The following is a 23,888-nucleotide window of genomic DNA, read 5'->3' on the forward strand; positions in this document are numbered from 1 at the left end:
GCGCCGGACCGGCGGGGATTCGCTCCCCGCCGGTTCGAATTTTGGAAGGGGGCCGCCCCCACCGGTTTTTCCGGGAGGCGGGGCTGGCCTTCTTTTTTGTTGGGAGCGAAGCCGGTCCTCTGGCGAAGCTCCTCGGCTCTTTCGCATCGGTAAGGTAATGGAAGCTCAGAACATCCGCATTCGCCTCAAGGCGTTCGACCACCGCGTTCTCGACCAGGCGACTGGCGAAATCGCAGATACCGCGCGTCGTACGGGTGCTCTCATTCGTGGCCCCATTCCCATGCCGACGCGGATCGAGAAGTTCACCGTGAACCGCGGCCCGCACATCGACAAGAAGTCGCGCGAGCAGTTCGAGGTGCGCACCTACAAGCGGCTGCTCGACATCGTGCAGCCCAACGCCCAGACCGTCGACGCGCTGATGAAGCTCGACCTCGCCGCGGGCGTGAACGTGGAAATCAAGCTCGCGTAAGCCGAAGGTTTTCGCGAGCGCAGCTCCCGCGCAGGCGGGGGTCGCGGTCCTCCTGATCGGACCTTAAACGATCGGGAAAGTTTTGGGGCGCTCGATAGCCCCGCCGGCCGCAAGGCTGGCAAGACATCGGGATACCGCCGGCTGGTCTTCGGATCGATTTGGCCGGGTCTGCGTCCCCCGTCTCGCTTCCTTCGGGGAGTGGTTCAGCCCGGACGGGGCGATGCATCGAAAATAGGGCTGACAAGCACCCGGAATGGGTCCGGGTGCCTCTGTGTAGGAGTCTTGAACGATGCGCACCGGCGTTATCGCAAAGAAAGTCGGGATGACCCGCCTGTTCCAGGAGGATGGCCGGCATGTGCCCGTCACCGTTCTGGCACTGGAGAATTGCCAGGTCGTTTCGCACCGCACCGCCGACCGCGATGGCTATGTCGCGCTCCAGGTCGGTTCGGGCGAAGCCAAGCAGAAGAACGTTGCCAAGCCGCAGCGCGAAGCCTTCGCCAAGGCCGAGGTCGGCCTGAAGATGAAGGTCGCCGAATTCCGGCTTGAGAACGAAGATGGCCTGATGCCGGTCGGCTCGACCATCAGCGCCGAGCACTTCGTTGCCGGCCAGAAGGTCGATATCACCGGCCACACGCAGGGCAAGGGCTTCGCCGGCGCCATGAAGCGCTGGGGCTTCGGAGGCTTGCGCGCCACGCACGGCGTCTCGCTCAGCCACCGTTCGCACGGTTCGACGGGTAACCGCCAGGATCCCGGCCGCGTCTTCAAGAACAAGAAGATGGCCGGCCACATGGGCGACCGCCAGCGCACGCAGCAGAACCTCGAGATCGTGCGCACCGACGCCGACCGCGGCCTGCTGTTCGTCAAGGGTTCGGTCCCGGGCTCGAAGAACGGCTGGCTGCTCGTCCGCGACGCGGTCAAGCTGCCGATGCCCGAGAGCGCTCCGTTCCCCGGCGCGATCCTCGAGAAGAAGAACTCCGCTCCGCAGCACGAAGAGGCCGATGCCGGCCTGGTTGAAAGCGCGGCCGAGCACGAGGTTCACGAGCAGGTCGATGCCGAGCATCAGGAACAGCTCCTGAAGGAACAGCAGGCCGGTGCGGGCGACGACGTCACCCCCGCGGCGGGCGAAGAGAACACCACCGACGGTTCCGCCGACAAGGCGACCGACGGCGAGAACAAGGAGTCCTGATCGTGAAGGTCAAGGTCCAGAAGCTGGACGGCAAGGCGGCCGGCGACGTGGAGCTCAACGATGCCGTGTTCGGCGTCGAGCCGCGCGCCGACATCCTCCACCGCGTCGTCACCTGGCAGCTCGAGAACCGCCGCGGCACCGCCCGCCCGACGCGCGAGCGTTCGGACGTGGCGCGCACCGGCAAGAAGTTCGGCCGTCAGAAGGGTTCGGGCGGCGCTCGCCACGGCGATCGCGGCGCTCCGATCTTCATCGGCGGCGGCAAGGCCCACGGCGCGCGTCTGCGCGACTTCGAGCCGTCGCTGAACAAGAAGATCCGTGCGCTCGGCCTGAAAATGGCGCTTTCGAGCAAGGCGAAAGACGGCCTGATCGTCGTCGATACGCTCGAACTCAAGGACGCCAAGACCAAGGCGCTGGCCGAGACGTTCGGCAAGAACGGCTGGAACGGCAAGGTCCTGGTGATCGACGGCGAGGCGGTGAACGAAGGCTTCAAGAAGGCTTCGGGCAACCTCAAGGGCGTCAACGTCCTGCCCGCGGTCGGCGCGAACGTCTACGACATCCTGAAGCACGACACGCTGGTTCTCACCAAGGACGCGGTCGAAAAGCTGGAGGCGCGCTTCAATGGCTAAGAAGCAGGAAATCGACGCGCGTCACTACGACGTGATCCTCGCCCCGCACATCACCGAGAAAGCGACCATGGCGGCGGAAGCCAACGCGGTCGTGTTCAAGGTGGCCGGCACCGCGACCAAGCCGCAGATCCGCGAGGCCGTAGAGGCCATCTACGATCGCAAGGTGGCGGGGGTGAACACCATCGTGATGAAGGGCAAGACCAAGCGCTGGAAGGGCAAGGCCTACAAGCGCTCCGACGTGAAGAAAGCGATCGTGACGCTGGCCGAGGGCCAGGACTCGATCGACATCACCAGCGGTATCTGAGGCTAGAAGAAGATGGCACTCAAGAACTACAAACCGACGAGCCCCGCGCGCCGCGGCCTCATCCTCGTCGACAAGTCCGGCCTGTACAAGGGCAAGCCGGTCAAGTCGCTGACCGAGGGCAAGCGCAAGACGGGCGGCCGCAATAACAAGGGCCATGTCACCTCGCGCGGCATGGGCGGCGGTCACAAGCAGAAGTACCGCTACATCGACTTCAAGCGTCGCAAGTGGGACGTCGAAGGCACCGTGGAGCGGATCGAATACGATCCCAACCGCACCGCCTTCATCGCGCTGGTGAAGTACACCGATGGCGAACTGGCCTACATCCTCGCGCCGCAGCGTCTCGCCGTGGGCGACAAGGTCGTCGCCGGTGAGCGGACCGACACCAAGCCGGGCAACGCGATGCTGCTGGGCCAGATGCCCGTCGGCACGATCTGCCACAACGTGGAAATGAAGCCGGGCAAGGGCGGTCAGCTCGCTCGGTCGGCCGGCGCCTACGTCCAGCTCGTCGGCCGCGATCGCGGCATGGTGATGGTCCGCCTCAACAGCGGCGAGCAGCGTTATCTGCGCGCCGACTGCATGGGCACGGTTGGCGCGGTGTCGAACCCCGACAACCAGAACCAGAACCTGGGCAAGGCCGGGCGTCGCCGCTGGATGGGCATCAAGCCGCTGACCCGCGGCGTCGCCAAGAACCCGGTCGACCACCCGCACGGCGGCGGTGAAGGCCGCACCTCGGGCGGCCGCCACCCGGTCACTCCGTGGGGCAAGCCGACCAAGGGCGCCCGTACCCGCAAGAACAAGGCGACGGACAAGATGATCATCCGTTCGCGCCACGCGAAGAAGAAGAGGTAATCGCCCATGGCTCGTTCCGTCTGGAAAGGTCCGTTCGTCGAACTCAGCCTTCTGAAGAAGGCCGAGGACGCACAGGAAGCGGGTGGCCGTGCGCCGATCAAGACCTGGTCGCGTCGCAGCACGATCCTGCCGCAATTCGTCGGCCTGACGTTCAACGTCTACAATGGCCAGAAGTTCATCCCCGTCTCGGTTTCCGAGGACATGGTCGGCCACAAGCTCGGCGAATTCTCGCCCACGCGCAGCTTCCCGGGCCACGCCTCCGACAAGAAGGGCAAGCGCTGATGAGCAAGCAGAAAGCCCCCCGCCGGGTCGGCGACAACGAGGCGCTGGCCGTCGGCACCACGATTCGTGGTTCGGCGCAGAAGCTGAACCTCGTCGCCGGTCTGATCCGCGGCAAGAAGGCCGAAGAGGCGCTGAACATCCTCGCCTTCTCGAAGAAGTCGATGGCCAAGGACGCCTCGAAGGTGCTCGCTTCGGCGATCGCCAACGCCGAGAACAATCACGACCTGGACGTCGACGCGCTGGTGGTGGCGGAAGCCTCCGTCGGCAAGTCGATCACCATGAAGCGCTTCCACACGCGCGGACGGGGCAAGAGCACCCGCATCCTCAAGCCGTTCAGCCGGCTGCGCATCGTGGTTCGCGAGCAGGAAGAGGCGTAAGATGGGCCACAAGAGCAATCCGATCGGTCTGCGCCTGCAGATCAACCGCACCTGGGACAGCCGCTGGTACGCCGAAGGGCGCGACTACGCCAAGCTGCTCGAGGAAGACATCGCGATCCGCAAGCACATCGTCGACAGTCTGCCGCAGGCCGCGATCTCCAAGGTCGTGATCGAGCGTCCGGCCAAGCTGTGCCGCATCTCGATCTATGCCGCCCGGCCGGGCGTCATCATCGGCAAGAAGGGCGCGGACATCGAGAAGCTGCGTTCGAAGCTCGCCTCGATGACCGACAGCGAAGTGAAGCTGAACATCGTCGAGATCCGCAAGCCGGAAGTCGATGCCAAGCTCGTCGCGCAGGGCATCGCCGACCAGCTCGTGCGCCGCGTGGCCTTCCGCCGTGCGATGAAGCGCGCGATCCAGTCCGCCATGCGTCTGGGTGCCGAAGGCATCAAGATCGTCTGCGGCGGCCGCCTCGGCGGTGCGGAAATCGCCCGCGTCGAGCAGTACCGCGAAGGCCGCGTGCCGCTGCACACGCTGCGCGCCAACATCGACTATGCCGAAGCCGAGGCGCTGACCGCCTATGGCATCATCGGCATCAAGGTGTGGGTCTTCAAGGGCGAGATCCTGGGTCATGATCCGACGGCGCAGGACCGCCTGATGATGGAATCGCAGACCTCCGGCGTCCGTCCGGCGCGCTGAGCATCGAACTTGAGTAGATAACATGCTGCAACCGAAGAAAACCAAGTTCCGCAAGGCCTTCAAGGGCCGGATCAAGGGCGACGCCAAGGGCGGCACGACGCTGAATTTCGGCTCGTACGGCCTCAAGGCGCTCGAGCCCGAGCGGATCACCGCGCGCCAGATCGAAGCCGCGCGCCGCGCGATCACGCGCCACATCAAGCGCCAGGGGCGCCTGTGGATCCGCGTGTTCCCCGACGTGCCGGTGTCGAAGAAGCCCGCCGAGGTCCGCCAGGGCAAGGGCAAGGGTTCGGTCGAATACTGGGCCGCCCGCGTGAAGCCGGGCCGCATCCTGTTCGAGCTGGACGGCGTTGCCGGCCCGCTCGCCGCCGAGGCGTTCGAGCGCGCGGCGATGAAGCTTCCCGTCAAGACGCGCGTCGTTGCCCGTCTCGGCGACAATTCGCACCTGGAGGGTTGATCATGAGCAAGATTGAAGACCTTCGCACGAAGACCGACGATCAGCTCGACGCGCAGCTCACCGAGCTCAAGCGCGAGCAGTTCAACCTGCGTTTCCAGGCCGCCACCAACCAGCTGGAAGCCCCGGCCCGCATCCGCCAGGTCCGCCGTTCGATCGCGCAGATCAAGACGCTGCAGACCGAGCGGACCGCTGCGGCCGCAGCCAAGGCCTGAGGAGCTAGACAATGCCGAAGCGTATCCTGATCGGGACCGTCACCTCCGACAAGACCGACAAGACCGTCACCGTGCTGGTAGAACGGAAGGTGAAGCACCCGCTCTACGGGAAGATCATCCGCCGTTCGAAGAAGTACCACGCGCACGACGAAACGAACGAATACAAGCTGGGCGACACCGTCCGGATCGAGGAGACCAAGCCGTTCTCCAAGACCAAGACGTGGCGCGTGCTCGACACGGTGAAGGCCGGCGGCGTGCAGGCGGTCGAGGCCGACCTCGACGTCGAAGCCGCAGGCAACTGAGAAATCTGAAGGAACTGCCGGACTGGTTCCGGCAAGCCATTGAGAAGGAACCGCATCGATGATTCAGATGCAATCTAACCTCGACGTCGCGGACAACAGCGGCGCCAAGCGCGTCCAGTGCATCAAGGTGCTGGGCGGGTCGAAGCGCCGTACCGCGAGCGTCGGCGACGTGATCGTCGTATCCGTCAAGGAGGCGCAGCCGCGCGCCCGCGTGAAGAAGGGCGACGTCCACCGCGCGGTGATCGTGCGCACCAAGAAGGACGTTCGTCGTCCCGATGGCAGCGTGATCCGCTTCGATTCGAACGCCGCCGTGCTCGTCAACAAGAACGAGGAGCCGATCGGCACCCGCATCTTCGGCCCCGTGGTGCGCGAACTGCGCGGCCGCGGGTTCATGAAGATCATCTCGCTCGCTCCGGAGGTGCTGTGATGGCTTCCGCCAAGATCAAGAAGGGCGACAACGTCGTCGTGCTCTCGGGCAAGGACAAGGGCCGCACCGGCACCGTCCGTCAGGTCATGCCGAAGGACGGCAAGATCGTGGTCGAGGGCATCAACGTCGCCGCCCGTCACCGCAAGCCGAGCCAGGCCAACCCGCAGGGTGGCATCGACCGCTTCGAAGCGCCGATGTCGATCTCCAAGGTTGCCGTGGCCGATCCCAAGGACGGCAAGCCGACCCGCGTCCGCTTCGAAGAGAAGGACGGGAAGAAGGTCCGCATTGCCGTCAAATCCGGGGAGACCATCGATGGCTGATTACACCCCCCGCATGCGCACCCGCTATGACGACGAGATCGTCAAGGCGATGACCGAGAAGTTCGGTTACAAGAACCGGCTCGAGGTGCCGCGCTTGGAGAAGATCACGCTCAACATGGGCGTGGGCGAAGCGAGCCAGGACAAGAAAAAGGTCCAGACCGCCGCCGAGGAAATGGCCCTGATCGCCGGCCAGAAGCCGGTCATCACCAAGGCCAAGAAGTCGATCGCGCAGTTCAAGCTGCGTGAAGGCATGCCGATCGGCTGCAAGGTCACCCTGCGCCGCGAACGCATGTACGAGTTCCTCGACCGCCTGGTCACCATCGCCATGCCGCGCATCCGCGACTTCCGCGGGCTGAACCCGAAGAGCTTCGACGGGCGCGGCAACTACGCGATGGGCCTGAAGGAACAGATCATCTTCCCCGAAATCTCCTACGACAGGATCGAGAAGGTCCGGGGCATGGATATCATCGTGACCACGACGGCGAAGACCGACGAGGAAGCCCACGAACTGCTTCGGCTGTTCGGTTTCCCGTTCCCTGCCGAGCAGGCCGCCGAAGAGAAGGAGGCCGCGTGAGCGGCCCCCTGAACGCAAGGATAGCAAAGAGAGCTTAAGTCCAATGGCGAAACTGAGTTCCATCAACAAGAACGAGCGTCGCAAGAAGCTCGTGAAGAAGTACGCGGGCAAGTATGCCAAGCTGAAGGCGATCGCCGACGATACGTCGCTCGACGATGGCGAGCGTTTGATCGCGCGCCTCCAGATGGCGGAAATCCCGCGCAACGCGAACCCGACCCGTGTGCGCAACCGCTGCACCACCACCGGCCGCCCGCGCGGCTATTACCGCAAGTTCGGCCTCAACCGCATCGAACTGCGCGACCTCGGCAACAAGGGCCTGATTCCGGGCCTGACCAAGTCGAGCTGGTGAGGACTGACAGATGGCAATGACCGATCCCCTGGGTGACATGCTCACCCGCATCCGCAACGGCCAGCAGGCGAAGAAGGACAGCGTCCTCTCGCCCGCCAGCAAGCTGCGTGCGAACGTGCTCGAAGTGCTCCAGCGCGAAGGCTACATCCGTGGCTACAGCGAGGATTCGAGCGGCAAGCACCCCGCGCTGCGGATCGAACTCAAGTACTTCGAGGGCGAGCCCGCGATCAAGCACGTCGCCCGCGTCTCCAAGCCCGGCCGCCGGATCTACTCGGGCTCGAAAGAGCTGCCGACCGTCCGCAACGGCCTCGGCATCACCATCGTCTCGACCCCGCGCGGGGTGCTTTCCGATGCGGAAGCGCGCACGCACAACGTCGGCGGCGAAGTGCTGGCGGAGGTGTTCTGATGAGCCGCATCGGCAAACGTCCGGTGGCGATCCCCAGCGGGGTTACCGCCAATATCGACAACGGTACGCTCACCGTGAAGGGCCCCAAGGGCACCCTCGCGATGGGTCTCGCCGACGAGGTCGAGTACAAGCTCGAGGATGACGCGATCAGCGTCAAGCCCGCCAACGACACCCGCCGCAGCCGCGATTTCTGGGGCATGCAGCGCACGCTGGTGGCCAACCTGGTCGACGGCGTGACCGAAGGCTACACCAAGGTGCTCGAGATCTCGGGCGTCGGCTACCGTGCGCAGGCGCAGGGCAAGCGGCTCAAGCTGCAGCTCGGCTACAGCCACGACGTCGATCTCGAGGTGCCCGAGGGCATCGAGGTGAAGACCCCGGATCAGACCACGGTCGAGATCAGCGGCATCGACAAGCAGGCGGTCGGCCAGTTCGCCGCCGAGGTGCGTCGCTGGCGCAAGCCCGAACCCTACAAGGGCAAGGGCATCAAGTACCGCGGCGAATATGTCTTCCGCAAGGAAGGGAAGAAGAAGTAAGATGGCCAAGCTTTCCCTTTTCGAACGCCGCCGCCGCCGTGTCCGCACGGCCCTGCGCAGCCGCGCCGGCGCCCGCCCGCGCCTGTCGGTGCACCGCACCGGCAAGCACATCTATGCCCAGATCATCGACGACGCCGACGGCAAGACCGTCGCCGCCGCCTCGACGCTGGGGGGCAAGAGCTCGGGTGCGAACGTCGATGCCGCCACGCAGGTCGGCAAGGATATCGCCGCCGCCGCCAAGAAGGCCGGCGTGACCACCGTCGTGTTCGATCGCGGCGGGTTCCTGTTCCACGGCCGCGTCAAGGCGCTGGCCGACGCCGCCCGCGAAGGCGGGCTGGAGTTCTGATGATGGCTGAAGAAAACAACACCGAAAACACCGAGACCGCCAAGGTCGAGGACGCTCCCAAGGTTGAGGACGCCAAGGTCGAAGAGACCAAGACGGAAGCGACCGAAGCTGCGCCTGCCGACGCTCCCAAGGTCGACAACGCGGGTTCGACCCCGACGCCGACCGTGTCGTCGACCGAAGCGGCCGATAGCCAGTCGGCCGAGAGCGGCGATCCGGCGCAGCCGCGTGGCCGTGGCGGCCGTGGTGGCCGCGACGGCGGCGATCGTGGCGGACGCGACGGTGGCCGGGGCCGCGGCCGCGGTCGCGACGACCGCCGTGGCGGGCGCCGCGAGGAAGAAGACGACGGCATCATCGAGAAGCTCGTCCACATCAACCGCGTGTCCAAGACGGTGAAGGGCGGCAAGCGCTTCGGTTTCGCCGCGCTGGTCGTGGTGGGCGACGGTTCGGGTCGCGTCGGCTTCGGCCACGGCAAGGCCCGCGAGGTGCCCGAGGCGATCTCCAAGGCGACCGCTTCGGCGCGCAAGAAGATGATCCGCGTTCCGCTCAAGGAAGGCCGCACGCTGCACCACGACGGCAACGGCCGTTTCGGTGCCGGCAAGGTCACCGTGCGCACCGCGCCTCCGGGGACCGGCATCATCGCCGGCGGTCCGATGCGCGCCGTGTTCGAGAGCCTGGGCGTGGCCGACGTGGTGACCAAGTCGGTCGGCACGTCCAACCCCTACAACATGATCCGCGCCACGTTCGACGCGCTGACCGACCAGACTTCGCCGAAGTCGGTCGCCCAGCGTCGCGGCAAGAAGGTCGCCGACCTTCTCGGCCGTGGTGGCGCCAGCGAGGCCGAGGCTGAAGCCGACGCCGCCGCGATTGCGGAGTAAGATCGATGGCCGACAAGAACAAGACCATCAAGCTCAAGCAGATCGGTTCGCCGATCCGCCGCCCGGAAAGCCAGCGCAAGATCCTGATCGGGCTCGGGCTGAACAAGATGCACAAGGTCGTCGAGCGCCAGGACACCCCCGAGGTGCGCGGCGCGGTCGCCAAGGTTCCGCACCTGGTCGCGATCGTCGACTGATTTTTCGATCGATCGGGGGCTTTGCCCATCGATAGCGAAAGCCCCGGCCCGGCGCCGGGGCTTTTTGCATTGAGGTTGCCACGGGCACGACCTCGCGAATAGGTAGGTTCCCATGGCACGCATAATCTACGCAGAAGACGACAAGCTGATCGGCGAACTGGTCCAGACCGTGTTGATGGATTCGGGCCACGCGGTCGGCGTGGTGCCGGATGGAAAGGCGGCGCTGGCGGCGTTGGCTCTCCGGCGTCCCGACCTGCTGATACTGGACATGTCGATGCCGGAGATGACCGGATCGCAAGTGCTCGACAAGGTCCGGCGCGATCCGTCATTGTACGACCTGCCCGTGCTCATCATCACCGCCCGGACGAGCAAGGCGGACGAGACCATCGCGCGGTCGGCGGGCGCGACTGAATATCTCCGCAAGCCGTTCGATCCCGACGAACTCGTCGTCATCGTCGAACGTCTTCTCGCGCATCGACCGGCGCGCTCGAACAACAAGGCGGTCCGTCCGATCTGAGCCTTCGGCTCGACCTGAGCAATCAAGGGGTGACAGCCTAGGGATGTTTCCCTAAGGCGCCACCCTTCCAACCAGCGCGAATCAAAGCGAAAGCGAGTGCAGACTATGAAACTCAACGACATCCGCGACAACGAAGGTGCCCGCCATCGCAAGATGCGCATCGGCCGGGGCATCGGCTCGGGCAAGGGCAAGACCGGCGGCCGCGGCCAGAAGGGCCAGAAGAGCCGTTCGGGCGTCGCCGTGAAAGGCTTCGAGGGCGGCCAGATGCCGCTCCACATGCGCCTGCCGAAGCGCGGCTTCAACAATCCGTTCGCCAAGGACTTCGCCGAAGTGAACCTGGGCATGGTGCAGAAGTTCATCGACGCCAAGAAGCTCGACGCCAAGAAGGTCGTCGATCACGAGGCGCTCAAGGCCGCGGGCCTGGCGCGCGGCGGCAAGGACGGCGTGCGCCTGCTCGGCAAGGGCGAGCTCACGGCCAAGGTCCAGTTCAAGGTCGCCGGCGCCAGCAAGGGCGCGATCGAAGCGGTCGAGAAGGCCGGCGGTTCGGTCGAGCTTCCCAAGGAAGGCCCTTCCGAGCACGAGAAGAAGACCGCGCGGCGCGACGCCAACAAGGCCGCCAAGGCCAAGTAAGAGGCAAAATAGCGGGCGGAGGGTTCGACATCGTGCCCCCCGCACCCTATCTAGCCTGTCCGAGCCGGGAGGGTCCGGCGCCGAGTTAGGGCACAAGCATTTCTCATGGCATCACGCGCCGATAATCTCGCGAGCAACCTCAGTCTCGCCAACTTCTCGAAAGCGACCGAGCTCAAGAACCGTATCTGGTTCACGATCGGCGCGCTGATCGTCTTCCGTTTCCTGAGCTTCGTTCCGCTCCCCGGGGTCAACCCGCTGGTGCTGCAGGATCTCTACGATACGGCGCGCGGCGGCATTCTCGATCTGTTCAACACCTTCTCGGGCGGCAGCCTCGAGCGCATGAGCCTCATCGCGCTCGGCGTGATGCCCTACATCACCGCCTCGATCGTGGTGCAGCTCGCCGCCTCGCTCCATCCGGCGCTTGCCGCGATGAAGAAGGAAGGCGCGAGCGGACGGCAGAAGCTCAACCAGTACACCCGCTACGGCACGGTGTTCCTGTGCGCGATCCAGGGCTGGTTCCTCGCCTCGGGGCTGGAGGCCTATGCAGCGCAGAGCGGGCTGCAGGCCGTGGTCCAGCCGGGCGTGATGTTCCGCGTCGGCGCGGTCGTCAGCCTCGTCGGCGGCACGATGTTCCTCCTGTGGCTGGGCGAGCAGATCACCAGCCGCGGAATCGGCAACGGCGTGTCGCTGATCATCATGGCCGGCATCGTCGCCCAGTTTCCCAGCTTCGCCGCGAACATGTTCGAAGGCGGCCGCAGCGGGGCGATCTCGCCGGTGATCATCGTCGGCTTCTTCGCGATGGTCATCATCCTGATCCTGTTCATCTGCTTCATGGAGCGCGCGCAGCGGCGCCTGCTGATCCAGTATCCCAAGCGCGCGACGCAGCGCGGGATGATGCAGGCCGACCGCAGCCACCTGCCGCTCAAGCTGAACACCGCGGGCGTCATCCCGCCGATCTTCGCCAGTTCGCTGCTGCTGCTGCCGCTGACGATCAGCCAGTTCGCCGGCAATCAGGTCGATACCGACAGCGCCTGGGGCAGCACGATCGTGTGGCTCAACCAGTATCTCGCGCACGGCCAGCCGATCTACATGGCGCTCTATGCCGCGGGCATCATCTTCTTCTGCTTCTTCTACACCGCCGTGGTCTTCAACCCGGAGGAAACGAGCGAGAACCTGAAGAAGAACGGCGGCTTCATCCCCGGCATCCGCCCGGGCAAGCGCACCGCCGAGTATCTCGATTACGTCCTCACCCGCATCACCGTGATCGGGGCGATCTACCTGACGCTGGTCTGCGTGATCCCCGAGTACATGATCGCGCAGACGGGCATTCCGCTGTTCCTCGGCGGCACCAGCCTGCTGATCGTGGTCAACGTCACGGTGGATACGATCACGCAGATCCAGTCACACCTGCTGGCGCACCAGTATGGCGACCTGATCAAGAAGGCCAAGCTGAAGGGCCGGATGCGCTGATCGCGCGCGAAGGGACTGACCGCGAAAAGAAATAGGGGAAGCGGCTTGGACATCATCCTCTTGGGGCCTCCGGGCGCAGGCAAGGGCACGCAGGCCCAGCGTCTCGAGCAGCAGCGCGGGATGCGCCAGCTCTCGACCGGCGACATGCTGCGCGCCGCGGTTAAGGCGGGCACGCCGGTCGGGCTCAAGGCGAAGGCCGTGATGGAGCGCGGCGAGCTCGTCTCGGACGAGATCGTCTCCGAACTGATCGACGCCGAACTGACCGCGATGGGCGCCAGCACCGGCGCGATCTTCGACGGCTATCCGCGCACCGCCGCGCAGGCCGCTTCGCTCGATGAAATCCTCGCCAGCCACGGCCGCTCGCTCGATCACGTGATCGAACTCGAGGTGGACGAGGACGCGTTGGTCGAGCGCATCACCGGACGCTTCACGTGCGCCAGTTGCGGCGCCGGCTATCACGACACCTTCAAGCAGCCGGTGGTCGAGGGCGTGTGCGATTCGTGCGGCGGCACCGAGTTCAAGCGGCGCCCCGACGACAACGAGGAAACCGTGCGCACCCGCATGGCCGAATACCGCGCCAAGACCGCGCCGATTCTGCCGATCTACGAAGAGCGCGGCATCGTCAGCCGGGTCGACGGCATGGCCAGCATCGACGAGGTTACCGGCGCGATCGACGCCATCCTCGGCTGAACGCGGCCCCTTCGGCACTTTGCTTGCGGCGATGGCTGTGAGATATCGGCGGCCAAGGGGAGGATTGCCGATGACCAGAACCATTCCGTTTACGCTTGCCGCCGGCGCGCTGCTCGCTCCGGCCGCCGCGCTGGCCGACGTCGTCGAGGAAGAGGCGAGCGCGTTCGTCACGCGCGAGACCCGGGTGGTCGAGGCGACTCCGCGCGAGGCGTGGATGGCGCTGGTCTCGCCCGCGAAGTGGTGGAACGACGATCACACCTGGTCGGGCGACGCGGCGAACATGACGCTGACCCCGCAGGCGGGCGGCTGCTTCTGCGAGCGCATTCCCGAGGTCGAGACCAGCGACCGGGTCGGGCTCGCCGGCAGCGTGCAGCACATGGTCGTGGTCTATGCCGCGCCCGACGAGGCGCTGCGCATGCGCGGCGCGCTCGGCCCGCTGCAGAGCGAAGCGGTCACCGGTGTATTGACCATCGCATTGGACACGGTCGAGGCGGGCACCTCGATCACGTTCGAATATGTCGTATCGGGCTACATGCGCTACGAGACGCCGACGATCTCGAAATCGGTCGACGGAGTCATGACCCAGCAGCTCGAGGGCCTTGCCGCTCTGCTGGGACCTGTCGATGCGCCCGAAACGCCGGATGCGCCGGATGCGGACGAACCGGCAGCAGCCGCGCCGACGGTCGACGAGGCCTTCGGCGACCTGTCCGACGACGACGGCGCCTGACCGGCCGAGCAGCACGCGCGGAACAGGGGCCGCCAGCCGATCATTTCCCGTCTTGCACGAGAGACAGGGACGATCACGATCATGAATGCAATCTACCAGCGGCACGTCGATCTGCCGCATTTCATGGAAGGCGTGAAGAAGCGCAATCCGCACCAGCCCGAATTCGTCCAGGCGGTGCAGGAAGTTGCCGAGGACATCTTCGAGTTCATCGACGACAAGGAGGAATACCACGAGGCGCAGATCCTGCGCCGCATCGCCGAACCCGACCGGGTGGTGAGCTTCCGCGTGTGCTGGGAAGACGACAACGGCAGCATCCGCGTCCAGCGCGGATGGCGCGTGCAGAACAACAACGCGATCGGCCCGTACAAGGGCGGCATCCGATTCCACGCCGGCCTCAACGAAAGCGTGCTCAAGTTCCTCGCTTTCGAGCAGACGTTCAAGAACGCGCTCACCGGACTGCCGATGGGCGGGGGGAAGGGCGGGTCCAACTTCAACCCCAAGGGCAAGAGCGTGCGCGAGATCATGCGCTTCTGCCAGAGCTTCATGACCGAACTCTATCGCCACATCGGCGCCGACGTGGACGTGCCGGCGGGCGATATCGGCGTGGGCGCGCGCGAGATCGGCTTCATGTTCGGCCAGTACAAGCGGATCACCAACGAATTCACCGGCGTGCTGACGGGCAAGGGTCTCGAATACGGCGGCTCGATGATCCGCCCCGAGGCGACCGGGTACGGCGCGGTCTATTTCCTCGAGAACATGCTGCAGCACAAGGGCGAGGGGATCGAAGGCAAGCGGGCGGTGATCTCCGGCTCGGGCAACGTGGCGACCCATGCGGCGGAGAAGATCGTCCAACTCGGCGGCAAGGTGCTGACGCTGTCGGATTCTGGCGGCTTCATCCACGATCCCGACGGCATCACGCAGGACAAGATCGACTGGATCAAGGCGCACAAGACGCGCCGCCGCGGCCGCATCAGCGACTATGCCGACGAATTCAAGGGGGCGACCTTCCACGAGGGCGAGACGCCGTGGCGCGTCGAATGCGACGTCGCGCTGCCCTGCGCGACGCAGAACGAACTGCTCGGCGAGGACGCTAAGGCGCTGATCGCGAACGGGTGCATCGCGGTGGCCGAAGGCGCGAACATGCCGACCGATCTCGACGGGGTGCACGCGTTCAAGGAGGCGAAGATCATGTTCGCGCCGGGCAAGGCCGCCAACGCGGGCGGCGTCGCGGTCTCGGGCCTGGAGATGAGCCAGAATTCCGAGCGGCGCGCGTGGAAGGAAGACCAGCTCCAGTCGATGCTGCGCGAGATCATGGACGGAATCCACGAACGCTGCCTGACCTACGGCGATCGCCGCGATGGCCACGTCGATTACGTCAAGGGCGCCAATATCGCCGGGTTCAAGAAGGTCGCCGACGCGATGCTGGCCTTCGGCATGGTGTAGGCGACCGCGGCGGCGCGGGCCGAAATGGTAAAGGCCGAGCGAAGGCTTTTGACGCCGCGCCGTTCGTTGTGTAGCGTTCTTGAAATTCGGCGCACCCCGCCCATATCGGGCGGCGTGGTCGCATGCGCGCGCATTGCGGTTGACGTTCATCGCGAATCGACCTAAGCGCGCCCTTCATTCGGCATTGCGGGACAGTCCGGCAGGCGGCAGCCTTGAAAAGCGCGCCATCCGGGCCTTTTGCCATTCGGGCCCCTGCCGTGCCGATGAACAGCGATGAGATAGGGGGCGCCACCCGCTTGCGGGCCTGGTCGAACCTGTGGAGCATGGAGAAGTAAGTGGCTCGTATTGCCGGGGTAAACATCCCCACCAACAAGCGCGTGATCATCGCGCTGACCTACATCCACGGTATCGGCCGCACTACGGCCGTGCGGATCGCCGACAAGCTCGGCATCGATCACACCCGCCGGGTGCAGGATCTGACCGACGCCGAAGTCCTGCAGATCCGCGAGACGATCGACGCCGACCACCAGGTCGAGGGCGACCTTCGCCGCACCACCGCGATGAACATCAAGCGTCTGATGGACCTGCGTTCGTATCGCGGCCTGCGCCACCGTGCCGGTCTGCCCGTCCGCGGCCAGCGCACGCACACCAACGCCCGCACCCGCAAGGGCAAGGCCAAGCCGATCGCCGGCAAGAAGAAGTAAGCGCGCGGGGGACCATGTCCTCCACGCTTTTCCCTTCTTGAACTCTTGTAAGGATTACGAACCATGGCACGCGAACCCGGCCGGATCAGGCGGCGCGACAAGAAGAACATCTCGAGCGGCGTCGCGCACATCAACGCCAGCTTCAACAACACGATGATCACCATCACCGATGCGCAGGGCAATGCGATCAGCTGGTCCAGCGCCGGCATGATGGGCTTCAAGGGCAGCCGCAAGTCGACTCCCTATGCCGCCCAGGTCGCCGCCGACGACGCCGGCAAGAAGGCCGCCGAACACGGCGTGCGCACGCTCGAAGTCGAGGTCAAGGGCCCCGGCTCGGGCCGCGAGAGCGCGCTGCGTGGCCTCGCCGCGGTCGGTTTCACGATCACCTCGATCCGCGACGTGACCCCGATCCCGCACAACGGCGTGAGGCCTTCCAAGCGCCGCCGCGTCTGATCCGACCCTGCCCGGCGGGCTGCGGGCGATCCCGTGGCCCCGCCGACCCTGATCGGACCGGACGCGCGCACCAGCGCCGCCGGTCCTTGCCCGTATTAGAACCCTAGGGGAAATCCATGGCCGTCAACACCAAGAACTGGCAGGAACTCAAGAAGCCCAGCAGTCTCGACATCAAGGCCGGTGGCGACAAGGCGCGCAAGGCGACCTTCGTGGCCGAGCCGCTCGAGCGCGGCTTCGGCCTGACGCTGGGCAACGCGCTGCGCCGCGTGCTCCTCTCCAGCCTCCAGGGCGCCGCGATCACCTCGATCAAGATCGAGAACGTGCTGCACGAATTCTCCAGCCTCGCCGGCGTGCGCGAGGACGTGACCGACATCGTGCTCAACGTGAAGCAGATCGCGCTCAAGATGGAAGGCGAAGGCCCCAAGCGCCTGCAGCTGAACAAGACCGGCCCGGGTGAAGTCACCGCGGGCGACATCGCCGTGTCGGGCGACATCGAGGTGATGAACAAGGATCTCGTGATCTGCCACCTCGACGAAGGCGCCAACTTCGCGATGGAGCTCACCGCCGACACCGGCAAGGGCTACTCGCCCGCCGTTTCGAACCGCCCGGCCGACGCGCCGATCGGCCTGATCCCGGTCGATTCGCTCTACTCGCCGATCCGCCAGGTCAGCTACAAGGTCGAGGCCGCCCGCGTCGGGCAGGAGCTCGACTTCGACAAGCTGAGCCTGACGGTCGAGACCGACGGCACCGTGACGCCGGAAGACGCCGTGGCCTATGCCGCGCGCATCCTGCAGGATCAGCTCACGCTGTTCGTCCACTTCGAGGAAGGCATTCCGCAGCCGAGCTCGGCCATGATCGGCCACGCCGCGCAGCCGGAAGAAAGCGACGCCAACCAGCTCAACCGCTACCTGCTCAAGAAGGTGGACGAGCTGGAACTGTCGGTGCGTTCGGCCAACTGCCTCAAGAACGACAACATCATCTACATCGGCGACCTGGTCCAGAAGACCGAGGCCGAGATGCTCCGCACGCCGAACTTCGGCCGCAAGTCGCTCAACGAGATCAAGGAAGTCCTTTCTTCGATGGGCCTGCGCCTCGGCATGGACATCCCTGGCTGGCCGCCCGAGAACATCGAGGAAATGGCCAAGAAGCTCGAGCAGGAACTGCTGGGCTGACGAAGGGATTGGGCGGCGCCCTTAACCGCCGCCCGGACCGGGGTACCTGATACGGCCCCCTTACGAACGGAGTACTGAAATGCGTCACGGAATCCACGGCCGCAAGCTGCAGCGCAAGACGGGCCACCGCAAGGCCCTGCTGCGCAACATGGCCACCGCGCTCATCAAGCACGAGCAGATCATGACCACGGCCCCCAAGGCCAAGGAACTGCGCCCCTACGTCGAAAAGCTGGTCACGCTGGCCAAGCGCGGCGGGCTTTCGAACCGTCGCCTCGCGATGAGCCGCCTGGGCGACGAGACCCAGCTCAAGAAGCTGTTCGACGTTCTGGCCGAGCGCTACGGTGACCGCGAGGGTGGCTACACCCGCGTCATCAAGGCCGGCTTCCGCGGCAGCGACGCCGCCGCGATGGCGGTGATCGAATTCGTCGACCGCGACGTCGAGGCGAAGGGCCAGGATTCGGGCCCCGTCATGAACGACGAGGAAGAGTTCGAGGACGCGTAAGCCGCCAGCGCAACACGAGACATGAAGGGCCGCGAGGGGAAACTTTCGCGGCCCTTTCGTTTGACTGCGCGCCCGCGCGTGGCACAACGCGCGGCATGATCCGCCACCTCCTCGCCGCCACCGCGCTGCTCGCGCCCGTTCCAACCCTCGCGCAGAGCGCGCAGGAAACGCTCGACGCGCGCTACGACCGCGCGCTCGCGGCGGGCTACAAGGCGCTGATGCTGTGCGGTGGGATCGCCAGTTCCGGGCCTTCGAGCCAGCGGCGGAGCGAGGCGTCGGTGATCGACTACGAACTTACCGGAATCTACCCCGCGCTCGGTCCGATCGTGCGTGAACTGCCGCACCGTGTGGAACGCGGAGAAGACGGTTTTCTCGACTATGTCGCGGCCGATTGGGCGGAAGACATGCCGCCGCGCATCGCGCTTCACAAAGGCGCGGAGCAAGGTTGTGCGCTGCTGCCGATCGGTGCCGGTGCGCCCGATAGGGAAACGCCATCCGCGATGCGCATCGACCGCGTGATCCCGCCCGGTACGCCGCGCCGTCAGCCGTCGCAAACGACCGGCCGCCATGCCACACTCGCTGCGACCGCGCTGGGCGAGCGGTATGGTGCGGGCACGCGCACGACGGCGGTGCTCGTCCAGCGAGACGGGCGTATCCTGGGCGAAGCCTTCGCACCCGGTTTCGACGGCGATCTGCCGCAGCGCACGTGGTCGGTCGCCAAGAGCCTTGCGGCAACCCTGATCGGCGCGGCGGTGCAGCGGGGCGAGGCCGATGTCGCAGCCTCCGCGGGGCTCGGGCTGGCGGACGGCGATCCACGCCGCGCGATCACCGTGGATCACTTGCTCCGCATGGCTTCGGGCCGCTATTCGGATACCGTCGGCAATCGGACCGATCCGCTTTATTTCGGCGGCGCGACGGTGGACGAGCGGGCCGCGACCTGGCCGCTGATCCATCCGCCGGGCACCACGTTCCGCTACGCCAACAACGACACGCTGATGGCGGTGAAGACGATCGAGGATACGTTCGACGACGCTCCGCCCGCCGGGCTGTTCGAACGGCTCGGAATGTATCAGACGATCGCCGAAACCGACTGGCAGGGAAACTACATCCTTTCCAGCCAGGTCTGGGCCTCCGCCCGCGATCTGGCGAAACTCGGCCAACTCTATCTCGACGACGGCGTTCTGCCCGGCGGCGAGCGCGTGCTCCCCGACAACTGGCTCGAATACGTTTCCAGCCCCTCGGGCCCGCAGCCGACAGGAGAGTTCGGTTATGGCGCAGGGTTCTGGCTGTTCGACAAGTCCGACGGCATCCCGCCCGATACCATCGCGATGATGGGCAACCGCGGACAATACGTGGTTATTGTGCCCAGCCAGAAGGTGCTGATCGTGCGCCGGGGCGAAGACCCGACCGGCGCGCGGTTCGACATCGCCGCCTTCACGCGCGACGTGCTGGCAACCTTGCGGAAATAGCCCCGCGGCGATTGCAAACCGGGGCGCAGCGGTTACATCGGTAACCGCATGTTTTTCCGATCCCCGGGGGAGTTTCCTATCATGAATATCCGTTCTGTCGCACTCGCGGCTTCCGCCATCGCGCTCGCCGTCGCGGCGCCGCTTTCCGCCCAAGAGGTGACTTTGCCCGACTACCCCGAAACCCGCGCCGGAGACGTGAGCGAGACGATCTTCGGCGAGGAGATCGCCGATCCCTACCGCTGGCTCGAAGCGGACGTGCGCAACGACGCCGAAGTCGCCGCATGGGTGCAGCAGCAGAGCACGTTCACCGACGCCTATCTCAAGAAGCTGCCCGGCAACGACTGGTTCAAGGCGCGCATCGGCGAACTGCTCGATTACGAGCGGTTCGGCATTCCGCAAAAGGCGGGGGAATACTATTTCTACACCCGCAACACCGGCCTCCAGAACCAGAGCCCGCTTTATGTGCGCCACGGCCTGGATGCCGAACCGCGCCTGCTGATCGACCCCAACGCCTGGGCGCAGGACGGTGCGACCGCGCTCGCCGGGTGGGAGCCGTCGGAGAACGGCACGCTGATGGCCTACGCCGTGCAGGACGGCGGGACCGACTGGCGGATCATCCGCGTGCTCGACGTCGAAACCGGCGAACAGCTGGAAGACGAAATCCGCTGGGCCAAGTTCACCGGCATCTCGTGGCTGGGGAACGAAGGCTTCTTCTACTCGCGCTTCCCCGAGCCGGAGGAAGGGCAGGATTTCCAGGCGCTCAACTACAACCAGGCGGTCTATTACCATCAACTCGGCACGCCGCAGTCGGCCGACAAGCTGGTGTTCTCCACCCCCGAGCATCCCGACCAAGGCCATGGCCTCGGCGTGTCGGACGACGGGCGCTGGGGCTTCATCATCAGCTCGCTCGGCACCGACGCGAAGTACGAAGTGCGCGTGGTCGATCTCGGCCACCAGAGCGGCGAATGGGAAGCCAAGCCGCTGGTCACCGGGTTCGACAACGCGTGGAACCCGATCGACACGATCGGCACCAAGGCGTTCTTCGTCACCAACAAGGATGCGCCGCGCTACCGCATCGTGACCACCGATCTCGCCGCGCCGACGCCCGAATGGACCACGCTGGTGCCCGAGGGCGAGCAGCCGATCGACGGCGCCTCGATCGTCGGCGACAAGCTGATCGTGACCTACCTGAAGGATGCCACCACGCGCGCGGCGGTCTATGACCTCGAAGGCAATGCGCTCAACGACATCGAACTGGGCGAACTCGGCACCGCGGGCGGCTTCGGCGGCAAGGCGGGCGATCCGGAGACGTTCTACACCTTCACCAGCTTCAACCGGCCGGGCACGATCTACCGCCTGAACGTGGAGACGGGCGAGAAGAGCGAATTCGCCGCGCCCGAACTGACCTTCGATCCCGAACGCTTCGTGACCGAGCAGCAGTTCTATACCTCGAAGGACGGCACCCGCGTGCCGATGTTCATCGTCCGCCGCAGCGACGTGACCGGCCCCGCGCCGACGCTGCTCTACGGCTACGGCGGGTTCGACATCTCGCTGACGCCCGGCTTTTCCGCCATGCGTATGGCGTGGCTGGAGGCGGGCGGCGCCTTCGCGCTCGCCAACATTCGCGGCGGCGGCGAATACGGCAAGGCGTGGCACGACGCCGGGCGGCTCGACAACAAGCAGAACGTGTTCGACGATTTCATCGCGGCGGGCGAATACCTGAAGGCCAACGGCTACACGACCGAGGACGGCCTCGCGATCCAGGGCGGCTCGAACGGCGGCCTGCTGGTCGGCGCGGTGGTCAACCAGCGGCCCGACCTGATCGACGCGGCCAATGCAGCGGTCGGCGTGATGGACATGCTGCGCTTCGATCGCTGGACGGCGGGCCGCTACTGGGTCGACGACTACGGCCACCCGTCGGAAGAAAGCGATTTCAAGGTGCTGCGCGCCTATTCGCCGTATCACAACATCCGCTCGGGCGTGGACTATCCGGCGGTGCTCGTGACCACCGCCGACACCGACGACCGCGTGGTGCCCGGCCACAGCTTCAAATATGCTGCGGCACTCCAGGCCGCCGACCTTGGCGACGAGCCCCACCTGATCCGCATCGAGACGCGCGCGGGCCACGGCAGCGGCAAGCCGACCGACAAGGCGATCGAGGAAGGCGCCGACGTGCTGAGCTTCCTCGGCTACTGGACGGGGCTGGACGTGCCCGAAGCCGATACCGCCGCCGAATGAGTTGAATAGCCCGCGTTCAGGAAGTCGGCTGATTGCCTGAACGCGGGCTGTCGCTGCAATTCAGCCTCGCATCACCGGCGATGGCCTAGAACGAACCTCGTAATCGCGAGCGGACCGCTCGCTCAACAACGAGGTATCGACCATGAAAACGCTCACCAAGGCACTCGTCGGGACCATCGCGGCCGGTGGGCTGGCGATGACCGCTGCAACCCCCGCGATGGCGCAATATCGCGACTACGATCGCGACGATGGCATAGGCGTCGGCGAAGTGATCGCAGGCGCTGCGATCATCGGCGGTATCGCGGCGCTCGCGGGCGCGTTCGACAACAACGATCGCGACCGTTACGACAATCGCTATTATCGCACCGGCTACGATCGCGGCTACAATTCGCGCGCGGTGATCGAACGCTGCGTGGCGGCGGCCGAGACCAACGCCCGCCGCTACGGCTATCGCGCCGCCAACGTCACCCAGATTCGCGATGTCGACACCAACCGCGACAATGTGCGGATCAAGGGCCGGATCGACGTCGGTCGCAGTTACGGCCGCAGTTACGGCTACGATCGCAACCGCGGATACGACAGCGGGGACTTCACCTGCCGCGTCGATTACAGCGGCCGGGTATACGATCTGGACTACAGCGGCATTCGCGGGCTGTGACGGTCGGCGCTCGACAACATCACCACGGGCGGTTCAGGGTGAGGACATCCTGAACCGCCCATCGCATTCCGGCACAGGGGTTTCGTCCTATGGCTCGCATTTTCAGGATTTCCGCTTTGGCCGCCAGCACGGCGATGCTCGGCACGGCTGCCGTGCCCGCCGCGGCGCTCGATCTGCCATCGCACGCCGCTCCGGCCACGCACGCCGGCTCCGCCGCATGGAGCGACGCGAGCGTTTCGGCCGAGCGTTCGCGCTGGCGCCATCGTGGCCATCACCGTGACGACGGGATCAGCGCGGGCGACGTGATCGCGGGCGCGGCGATCATCGGCGGCATCTTCGCGATCGCCAGCGCGCTGGACAACGACCGCGACGAGCCGCGCGTCGATTACCGCAATCCGCGCCCGACCTCCTACAGCGGCGACGGGATCGACCGCGCGATGGACATGTGCGTCGCCGAGATCGAGCGCGACGTTCGCGTTGCCTCGGTCGACGTCGCGACCCGCGATGCCGCCGGCTGGCGCGTCGCCGGCACGGTCGCCGACGGCGGCGGCTTCACCTGCCTTATCGGCAACGACGGCCGCATCTCCGATATCGATTACGGGCAGGGTTACGAGCGCGGTGGGGTCACGTATTCCACGCAGGCGCGCGGCAATCAGTGGGACGACGACACCTACGCCGCCGCGTGGCGCCAAGTCGGCACGGGCTCACCCGGGGTCAGCTACTCGCAGCCTGCCCCGGTCCAGCCCGCCTATCCCGGCGGTCCGCTGCCGGGCGAGGATTACTACGAGGACTGATCGCCCGGCGCTTCGGCGTCGGCGCGCTCGCGATAGGCGGGCAGGGCCAACTGCCAGCGGATCGCCGCGCCGCGCAGCGCGAACCCGGCGATCCACGCCGTGGCCCAGATGGCGGCGTCGAGCACGCCCGCGACCGTGCCGATCACCGTCAGCCCGGCGGAAAGCGCGGCGGCGGTGACGTAGAGTTCGGGCCGCATGATGATCGAGGGCACGCCCGCGATCACGTCGCGCACCACGCCGCCCGCGCAGCCGGTCACGATGCCGAGCACGGCGGCGGGCAGCGGGTCGACCCCGAAGGCCAGCGCCTTGGCCGCGCCGAGCACGGCGAAGGCGGCAAGGCCCGCGGCATCGGCCCATTCCAGCAGGCTCCCCTCCCACCACCGGCGCGGGGTGAACCACGCGATCAGCGCGGTGAGGAAGATCACCAGCGCCACCCAGGGATCGCGCAGCCAGAACGCGGGGGCGCCGATCAGCATGTCGCGCAAGGATCCGCCCCCAACTCCGGTCACCAGCGCGAAGAAGGCCATCGTCACGAAGGTCTGCCGCAGCCGCGCGGCGAGCAGCGCGCCGGTCAGCGCGAACACGGCAGTGCCGAGCAGGTCGAGCGCCGGGGGCAGGGCGGGGCTGGCGGGAAACATC

35 protein-coding genes are annotated in these 23,888 nt (G+C 66.1%); 34 read left to right on the forward strand and 1 reads right to left on the reverse strand.

What is annotated here, in order from left to right; all coding sequences use genetic code 11:
* Window positions 1-157: 157 nt before the first annotated feature.
* The 34 genes from rpsJ (at window position 158) to ACE3QC_RS00585 (ending at window position 23,249) form a co-directional block, all read left to right on the forward strand.
* Window positions 158-469, forward strand: a complete 312-nt coding sequence (rpsJ, locus tag ACE3QC_RS00420) for a 30S ribosomal protein S10 (RefSeq protein ID WP_006831877.1) — start codon at window positions 158-160, stop codon at window positions 467-469.
* A gap of 289 nt (window positions 470-758) precedes the next feature.
* Window positions 759-1,655, forward strand: a complete 897-nt coding sequence (gene rplC, locus ACE3QC_RS00425; protein WP_374405101.1) for a 50S ribosomal protein L3 — start codon at window positions 759-761, stop codon at window positions 1,653-1,655.
* Between the two features lie 2 nt (window positions 1,656-1,657).
* The gene (rplD, locus tag ACE3QC_RS00430; RefSeq protein ID WP_374405102.1) at window positions 1,658-2,281 is read left to right on the forward strand and encodes a 50S ribosomal protein L4; all 624 of its coding nucleotides are present in this window, start codon (window positions 1,658-1,660) and stop codon (window positions 2,279-2,281) included.
* Window positions 2,274-2,585, forward strand: a complete 312-nt coding sequence (locus tag ACE3QC_RS00435) for a 50S ribosomal protein L23 (protein ID WP_374405104.1) — start codon at window positions 2,274-2,276, stop codon at window positions 2,583-2,585. Before rplD ends, ACE3QC_RS00435 begins: the two co-directional genes overlap by 8 nt.
* Before the next feature lie 12 nt (window positions 2,586-2,597).
* The gene (gene rplB, locus ACE3QC_RS00440; RefSeq protein ID WP_374405105.1) at window positions 2,598-3,434 is read left to right on the forward strand and encodes a 50S ribosomal protein L2; all 837 of its coding nucleotides are present in this window, start codon (window positions 2,598-2,600) and stop codon (window positions 3,432-3,434) included.
* A 6-nt stretch (window positions 3,435-3,440) separates the two neighbouring features.
* Complete coding sequence (gene rpsS / locus ACE3QC_RS00445) at window positions 3,441-3,716, forward strand: 30S ribosomal protein S19 (RefSeq protein ID WP_374405106.1); 276 nt, start codon at window positions 3,441-3,443, stop codon at window positions 3,714-3,716.
* Window positions 3,716-4,093: a 50S ribosomal protein L22 gene (gene rplV, locus ACE3QC_RS00450; protein ID WP_374405108.1), complete on the forward strand. Its 378-nt coding sequence runs from the start codon at window positions 3,716-3,718 to the stop codon at window positions 4,091-4,093. Before rpsS ends, rplV begins: the two co-directional genes overlap by 1 nt.
* A 1-nt stretch (window position 4,094) precedes the next feature.
* Window positions 4,095-4,790 (forward strand): 30S ribosomal protein S3, encoded by a 696-nt coding sequence (gene rpsC / locus ACE3QC_RS00455; RefSeq protein ID WP_374405109.1) that lies wholly within the window; start codon window positions 4,095-4,097, stop codon window positions 4,788-4,790.
* Between the two features lie 22 nt (window positions 4,791-4,812).
* Entirely contained in the window at window positions 4,813-5,244 is a 432-nt protein-coding gene (rplP, locus tag ACE3QC_RS00460) for a 50S ribosomal protein L16 (protein WP_374405110.1), read from the forward strand.
* A 2-nt stretch (window positions 5,245-5,246) separates the two neighbouring features.
* Entirely contained in the window at window positions 5,247-5,456 is a 210-nt protein-coding gene (rpmC, locus tag ACE3QC_RS00465) for a 50S ribosomal protein L29 (RefSeq protein ID WP_374405112.1), read from the forward strand.
* A gap of 11 nt (window positions 5,457-5,467) precedes the next feature.
* Window positions 5,468-5,758 (forward strand): 30S ribosomal protein S17, encoded by a 291-nt coding sequence (gene rpsQ, locus ACE3QC_RS00470; RefSeq protein WP_374405113.1) that lies wholly within the window; start codon window positions 5,468-5,470, stop codon window positions 5,756-5,758.
* Window positions 5,759-5,816: 58 nt separating this feature from the next.
* Entirely contained in the window at window positions 5,817-6,185 is a 369-nt protein-coding gene (gene rplN / locus ACE3QC_RS00475) for a 50S ribosomal protein L14 (RefSeq protein ID WP_061924894.1), read from the forward strand.
* Entirely contained in the window at window positions 6,185-6,505 is a 321-nt protein-coding gene (rplX, locus tag ACE3QC_RS00480) for a 50S ribosomal protein L24 (protein WP_374405115.1), read from the forward strand. The genes rplN and rplX overlap by 1 nt, the downstream gene beginning before the upstream one ends.
* Complete coding sequence (gene rplE / locus ACE3QC_RS00485) at window positions 6,498-7,079, forward strand: 50S ribosomal protein L5 (RefSeq protein ID WP_374405116.1); 582 nt, start codon at window positions 6,498-6,500, stop codon at window positions 7,077-7,079. Before rplX ends, rplE begins: the two co-directional genes overlap by 8 nt.
* Window positions 7,080-7,122: 43 nt before the next feature.
* A complete protein-coding gene (gene rpsN, locus ACE3QC_RS00490; protein WP_374405117.1) occupies window positions 7,123-7,428 on the forward strand; it encodes a 30S ribosomal protein S14 in 306 nt (101 codons plus the stop codon).
* 10 nt (window positions 7,429-7,438) lie between these two features.
* Entirely contained in the window at window positions 7,439-7,834 is a 396-nt protein-coding gene (gene rpsH, locus ACE3QC_RS00495; RefSeq protein WP_374405119.1) for a 30S ribosomal protein S8, read from the forward strand.
* Window positions 7,834-8,367 carry a 50S ribosomal protein L6 gene (rplF, locus tag ACE3QC_RS00500; protein WP_374405120.1) on the forward strand — a complete coding sequence of 178 codons (534 nt, stop codon included), beginning with the start codon at window positions 7,834-7,836 and terminating at the stop codon, window positions 8,365-8,367. Before rpsH ends, rplF begins: the two co-directional genes overlap by 1 nt.
* 1 nt (window position 8,368) lies before the next feature.
* Complete coding sequence (gene rplR / locus ACE3QC_RS00505) at window positions 8,369-8,713, forward strand: 50S ribosomal protein L18 (protein WP_374405121.1); 345 nt, start codon at window positions 8,369-8,371, stop codon at window positions 8,711-8,713.
* A complete protein-coding gene (gene rpsE, locus ACE3QC_RS00510) occupies window positions 8,713-9,588 on the forward strand; it encodes a 30S ribosomal protein S5 (protein ID WP_374405122.1) in 876 nt (291 codons plus the stop codon). Before rplR ends, rpsE begins: the two co-directional genes overlap by 1 nt.
* Window positions 9,589-9,593: 5 nt before the next feature.
* The gene (rpmD, locus tag ACE3QC_RS00515) at window positions 9,594-9,782 is read left to right on the forward strand and encodes a 50S ribosomal protein L30 (protein WP_374405123.1); all 189 of its coding nucleotides are present in this window, start codon (window positions 9,594-9,596) and stop codon (window positions 9,780-9,782) included.
* A 112-nt stretch (window positions 9,783-9,894) separates the two neighbouring features.
* The gene (locus ACE3QC_RS00520; RefSeq protein WP_374405124.1) at window positions 9,895-10,299 is read left to right on the forward strand and encodes a response regulator; all 405 of its coding nucleotides are present in this window, start codon (window positions 9,895-9,897) and stop codon (window positions 10,297-10,299) included.
* 105 nt (window positions 10,300-10,404) lie between these two features.
* On the forward strand, window positions 10,405-10,929 hold the full coding sequence (rplO, locus tag ACE3QC_RS00525; RefSeq protein ID WP_374406594.1) for a 50S ribosomal protein L15: 525 nt from the start codon (window positions 10,405-10,407) through the stop codon (window positions 10,927-10,929).
* 105 nt (window positions 10,930-11,034) lie between these two features.
* A complete protein-coding gene (gene secY / locus ACE3QC_RS00530) occupies window positions 11,035-12,399 on the forward strand; it encodes a preprotein translocase subunit SecY (protein WP_374405126.1) in 1,365 nt (454 codons plus the stop codon).
* Window positions 12,400-12,444: 45 nt separating this feature from the next.
* Entirely contained in the window at window positions 12,445-13,089 is a 645-nt protein-coding gene (locus tag ACE3QC_RS00535; protein WP_374405127.1) for an adenylate kinase, read from the forward strand.
* 70 nt (window positions 13,090-13,159) lie between these two features.
* Window positions 13,160-13,816 carry an SRPBCC family protein gene (locus ACE3QC_RS00540; RefSeq protein WP_374405128.1) on the forward strand — a complete coding sequence of 219 codons (657 nt, stop codon included), beginning with the start codon at window positions 13,160-13,162 and terminating at the stop codon, window positions 13,814-13,816.
* An 81-nt stretch (window positions 13,817-13,897) separates the two neighbouring features.
* The gene (gene gdhA / locus ACE3QC_RS00545; RefSeq protein WP_374405129.1) at window positions 13,898-15,259 is read left to right on the forward strand and encodes an NADP-specific glutamate dehydrogenase; all 1,362 of its coding nucleotides are present in this window, start codon (window positions 13,898-13,900) and stop codon (window positions 15,257-15,259) included.
* A 335-nt stretch (window positions 15,260-15,594) separates the two neighbouring features.
* A complete protein-coding gene (rpsM, locus tag ACE3QC_RS00550) occupies window positions 15,595-15,963 on the forward strand; it encodes a 30S ribosomal protein S13 (RefSeq protein WP_374405131.1) in 369 nt (122 codons plus the stop codon).
* A gap of 63 nt (window positions 15,964-16,026) precedes the next feature.
* Complete coding sequence (gene rpsK, locus ACE3QC_RS00555) at window positions 16,027-16,416, forward strand: 30S ribosomal protein S11 (protein WP_047805755.1); 390 nt, start codon at window positions 16,027-16,029, stop codon at window positions 16,414-16,416.
* A 116-nt stretch (window positions 16,417-16,532) separates the two neighbouring features.
* Window positions 16,533-17,588 (forward strand): DNA-directed RNA polymerase subunit alpha, encoded by a 1,056-nt coding sequence (locus ACE3QC_RS00560; protein ID WP_374405132.1) that lies wholly within the window; start codon window positions 16,533-16,535, stop codon window positions 17,586-17,588.
* 79 nt (window positions 17,589-17,667) lie between these two features.
* The gene (gene rplQ / locus ACE3QC_RS00565) at window positions 17,668-18,090 is read left to right on the forward strand and encodes a 50S ribosomal protein L17 (protein ID WP_374405133.1); all 423 of its coding nucleotides are present in this window, start codon (window positions 17,668-17,670) and stop codon (window positions 18,088-18,090) included.
* Between the two features lie 95 nt (window positions 18,091-18,185).
* A complete protein-coding gene (locus ACE3QC_RS00570; protein WP_374405134.1) occupies window positions 18,186-19,559 on the forward strand; it encodes a serine hydrolase domain-containing protein in 1,374 nt (457 codons plus the stop codon).
* 81 nt (window positions 19,560-19,640) lie between these two features.
* The gene (locus tag ACE3QC_RS00575; protein WP_374405135.1) at window positions 19,641-21,797 is read left to right on the forward strand and encodes a prolyl oligopeptidase family protein; all 2,157 of its coding nucleotides are present in this window, start codon (window positions 19,641-19,643) and stop codon (window positions 21,795-21,797) included.
* Window positions 21,798-21,939: 142 nt separating this feature from the next.
* Window positions 21,940-22,455 (forward strand): hypothetical protein, encoded by a 516-nt coding sequence (locus ACE3QC_RS00580; RefSeq protein WP_374405136.1) that lies wholly within the window; start codon window positions 21,940-21,942, stop codon window positions 22,453-22,455.
* An 89-nt stretch (window positions 22,456-22,544) separates the two neighbouring features.
* Window positions 22,545-23,249, forward strand: coding sequence for a hypothetical protein (locus ACE3QC_RS00585; protein WP_374405137.1), 705 nt, complete (start codon window positions 22,545-22,547; stop codon window positions 23,247-23,249).
* Here ACE3QC_RS00585 and ACE3QC_RS00590 read toward each other — a convergent pair.
* The gene (locus ACE3QC_RS00590; RefSeq protein ID WP_374405138.1) at window positions 23,237-23,887 is read right to left on the reverse strand and encodes a trimeric intracellular cation channel family protein; all 651 of its coding nucleotides are present in this window, start codon (window positions 23,885-23,887) and stop codon (window positions 23,237-23,239) included. The two genes, ACE3QC_RS00585 and ACE3QC_RS00590, sit on opposite strands and share 13 nt — an antisense overlap.
* Window position 23,888: the final 1 nt, after the last annotated feature.

This window comes from Pelagerythrobacter sp. (assembly GCF_041912895.1).
Classification (GTDB): domain Bacteria; phylum Pseudomonadota; class Alphaproteobacteria; order Sphingomonadales; family Sphingomonadaceae; genus Pelagerythrobacter.

Excerpts from the sequence above, each read along its gene's own strand:
- rpsJ (WP_006831877.1), top strand. The coding sequence starts at position 158 with ATGGAAGCTCAGAACATCCGCATTCGCCTCAAGGCGTTCGACCACCGC.
- rplC (WP_374405101.1), top strand. The coding sequence starts at position 759 with ATGCGCACCGGCGTTATCGCAAAGAAAGTCGGGATGACCCGCCTGTTC.
- ACE3QC_RS00435 (WP_374405104.1), top strand. The coding sequence starts at position 2,274 with ATGGCTAAGAAGCAGGAAATCGACGCGCGTCACTACGACGTGATCCTC.
- rplB (WP_374405105.1), top strand. The coding sequence starts at position 2,598 with ATGGCACTCAAGAACTACAAACCGACGAGCCCCGCGCGCCGCGGCCTC.
- rpsS (WP_374405106.1), top strand. The coding sequence starts at position 3,441 with ATGGCTCGTTCCGTCTGGAAAGGTCCGTTCGTCGAACTCAGCCTTCTG.
- rplV (WP_374405108.1), top strand. The coding sequence starts at position 3,716 with ATGAGCAAGCAGAAAGCCCCCCGCCGGGTCGGCGACAACGAGGCGCTG.
- rpsC (WP_374405109.1), top strand. The coding sequence starts at position 4,095 with ATGGGCCACAAGAGCAATCCGATCGGTCTGCGCCTGCAGATCAACCGC.
- rplP (WP_374405110.1), top strand. The coding sequence starts at position 4,813 with ATGCTGCAACCGAAGAAAACCAAGTTCCGCAAGGCCTTCAAGGGCCGG.
- rpmC (WP_374405112.1), top strand. The coding sequence starts at position 5,247 with ATGAGCAAGATTGAAGACCTTCGCACGAAGACCGACGATCAGCTCGAC.
- rpsQ (WP_374405113.1), top strand. The coding sequence starts at position 5,468 with ATGCCGAAGCGTATCCTGATCGGGACCGTCACCTCCGACAAGACCGAC.
- rplN (WP_061924894.1), top strand. The coding sequence starts at position 5,817 with ATGATTCAGATGCAATCTAACCTCGACGTCGCGGACAACAGCGGCGCC.
- rplX (WP_374405115.1), top strand. The coding sequence starts at position 6,185 with ATGGCTTCCGCCAAGATCAAGAAGGGCGACAACGTCGTCGTGCTCTCG.
- rplE (WP_374405116.1), top strand. The coding sequence starts at position 6,498 with ATGGCTGATTACACCCCCCGCATGCGCACCCGCTATGACGACGAGATC.
- rpsN (WP_374405117.1), top strand. The coding sequence starts at position 7,123 with ATGGCGAAACTGAGTTCCATCAACAAGAACGAGCGTCGCAAGAAGCTC.
- rpsH (WP_374405119.1), top strand. The coding sequence starts at position 7,439 with ATGGCAATGACCGATCCCCTGGGTGACATGCTCACCCGCATCCGCAAC.
- rplF (WP_374405120.1), top strand. The coding sequence starts at position 7,834 with ATGAGCCGCATCGGCAAACGTCCGGTGGCGATCCCCAGCGGGGTTACC.
- rplR (WP_374405121.1), top strand. The coding sequence starts at position 8,369 with ATGGCCAAGCTTTCCCTTTTCGAACGCCGCCGCCGCCGTGTCCGCACG.
- rpsE (WP_374405122.1), top strand. The coding sequence starts at position 8,713 with ATGATGGCTGAAGAAAACAACACCGAAAACACCGAGACCGCCAAGGTC.
- rpmD (WP_374405123.1), top strand. The coding sequence starts at position 9,594 with ATGGCCGACAAGAACAAGACCATCAAGCTCAAGCAGATCGGTTCGCCG.
- ACE3QC_RS00520 (WP_374405124.1), top strand. The coding sequence starts at position 9,895 with ATGGCACGCATAATCTACGCAGAAGACGACAAGCTGATCGGCGAACTG.
- rplO (WP_374406594.1), top strand. The coding sequence starts at position 10,405 with ATGAAACTCAACGACATCCGCGACAACGAAGGTGCCCGCCATCGCAAG.
- secY (WP_374405126.1), top strand. The coding sequence starts at position 11,035 with ATGGCATCACGCGCCGATAATCTCGCGAGCAACCTCAGTCTCGCCAAC.
- ACE3QC_RS00540 (WP_374405128.1), top strand. The coding sequence starts at position 13,160 with ATGACCAGAACCATTCCGTTTACGCTTGCCGCCGGCGCGCTGCTCGCT.
- gdhA (WP_374405129.1), top strand. The coding sequence starts at position 13,898 with ATGAATGCAATCTACCAGCGGCACGTCGATCTGCCGCATTTCATGGAA.
- rpsK (WP_047805755.1), top strand. The coding sequence starts at position 16,027 with ATGGCACGCGAACCCGGCCGGATCAGGCGGCGCGACAAGAAGAACATC.
- ACE3QC_RS00560 (WP_374405132.1), top strand. The coding sequence starts at position 16,533 with ATGGCCGTCAACACCAAGAACTGGCAGGAACTCAAGAAGCCCAGCAGT.
- rplQ (WP_374405133.1), top strand. The coding sequence starts at position 17,668 with ATGCGTCACGGAATCCACGGCCGCAAGCTGCAGCGCAAGACGGGCCAC.
- ACE3QC_RS00570 (WP_374405134.1), top strand. The coding sequence starts at position 18,186 with ATGATCCGCCACCTCCTCGCCGCCACCGCGCTGCTCGCGCCCGTTCCA.
- ACE3QC_RS00575 (WP_374405135.1), top strand. The coding sequence starts at position 19,641 with ATGAATATCCGTTCTGTCGCACTCGCGGCTTCCGCCATCGCGCTCGCC.
- ACE3QC_RS00580 (WP_374405136.1), top strand. The coding sequence starts at position 21,940 with ATGAAAACGCTCACCAAGGCACTCGTCGGGACCATCGCGGCCGGTGGG.
- ACE3QC_RS00585 (WP_374405137.1), top strand. The coding sequence starts at position 22,545 with ATGGCTCGCATTTTCAGGATTTCCGCTTTGGCCGCCAGCACGGCGATG.
- ACE3QC_RS00590 (WP_374405138.1), bottom strand. The coding sequence starts at position 23,887 with ATGTTTCCCGCCAGCCCCGCCCTGCCCCCGGCGCTCGACCTGCTCGGC.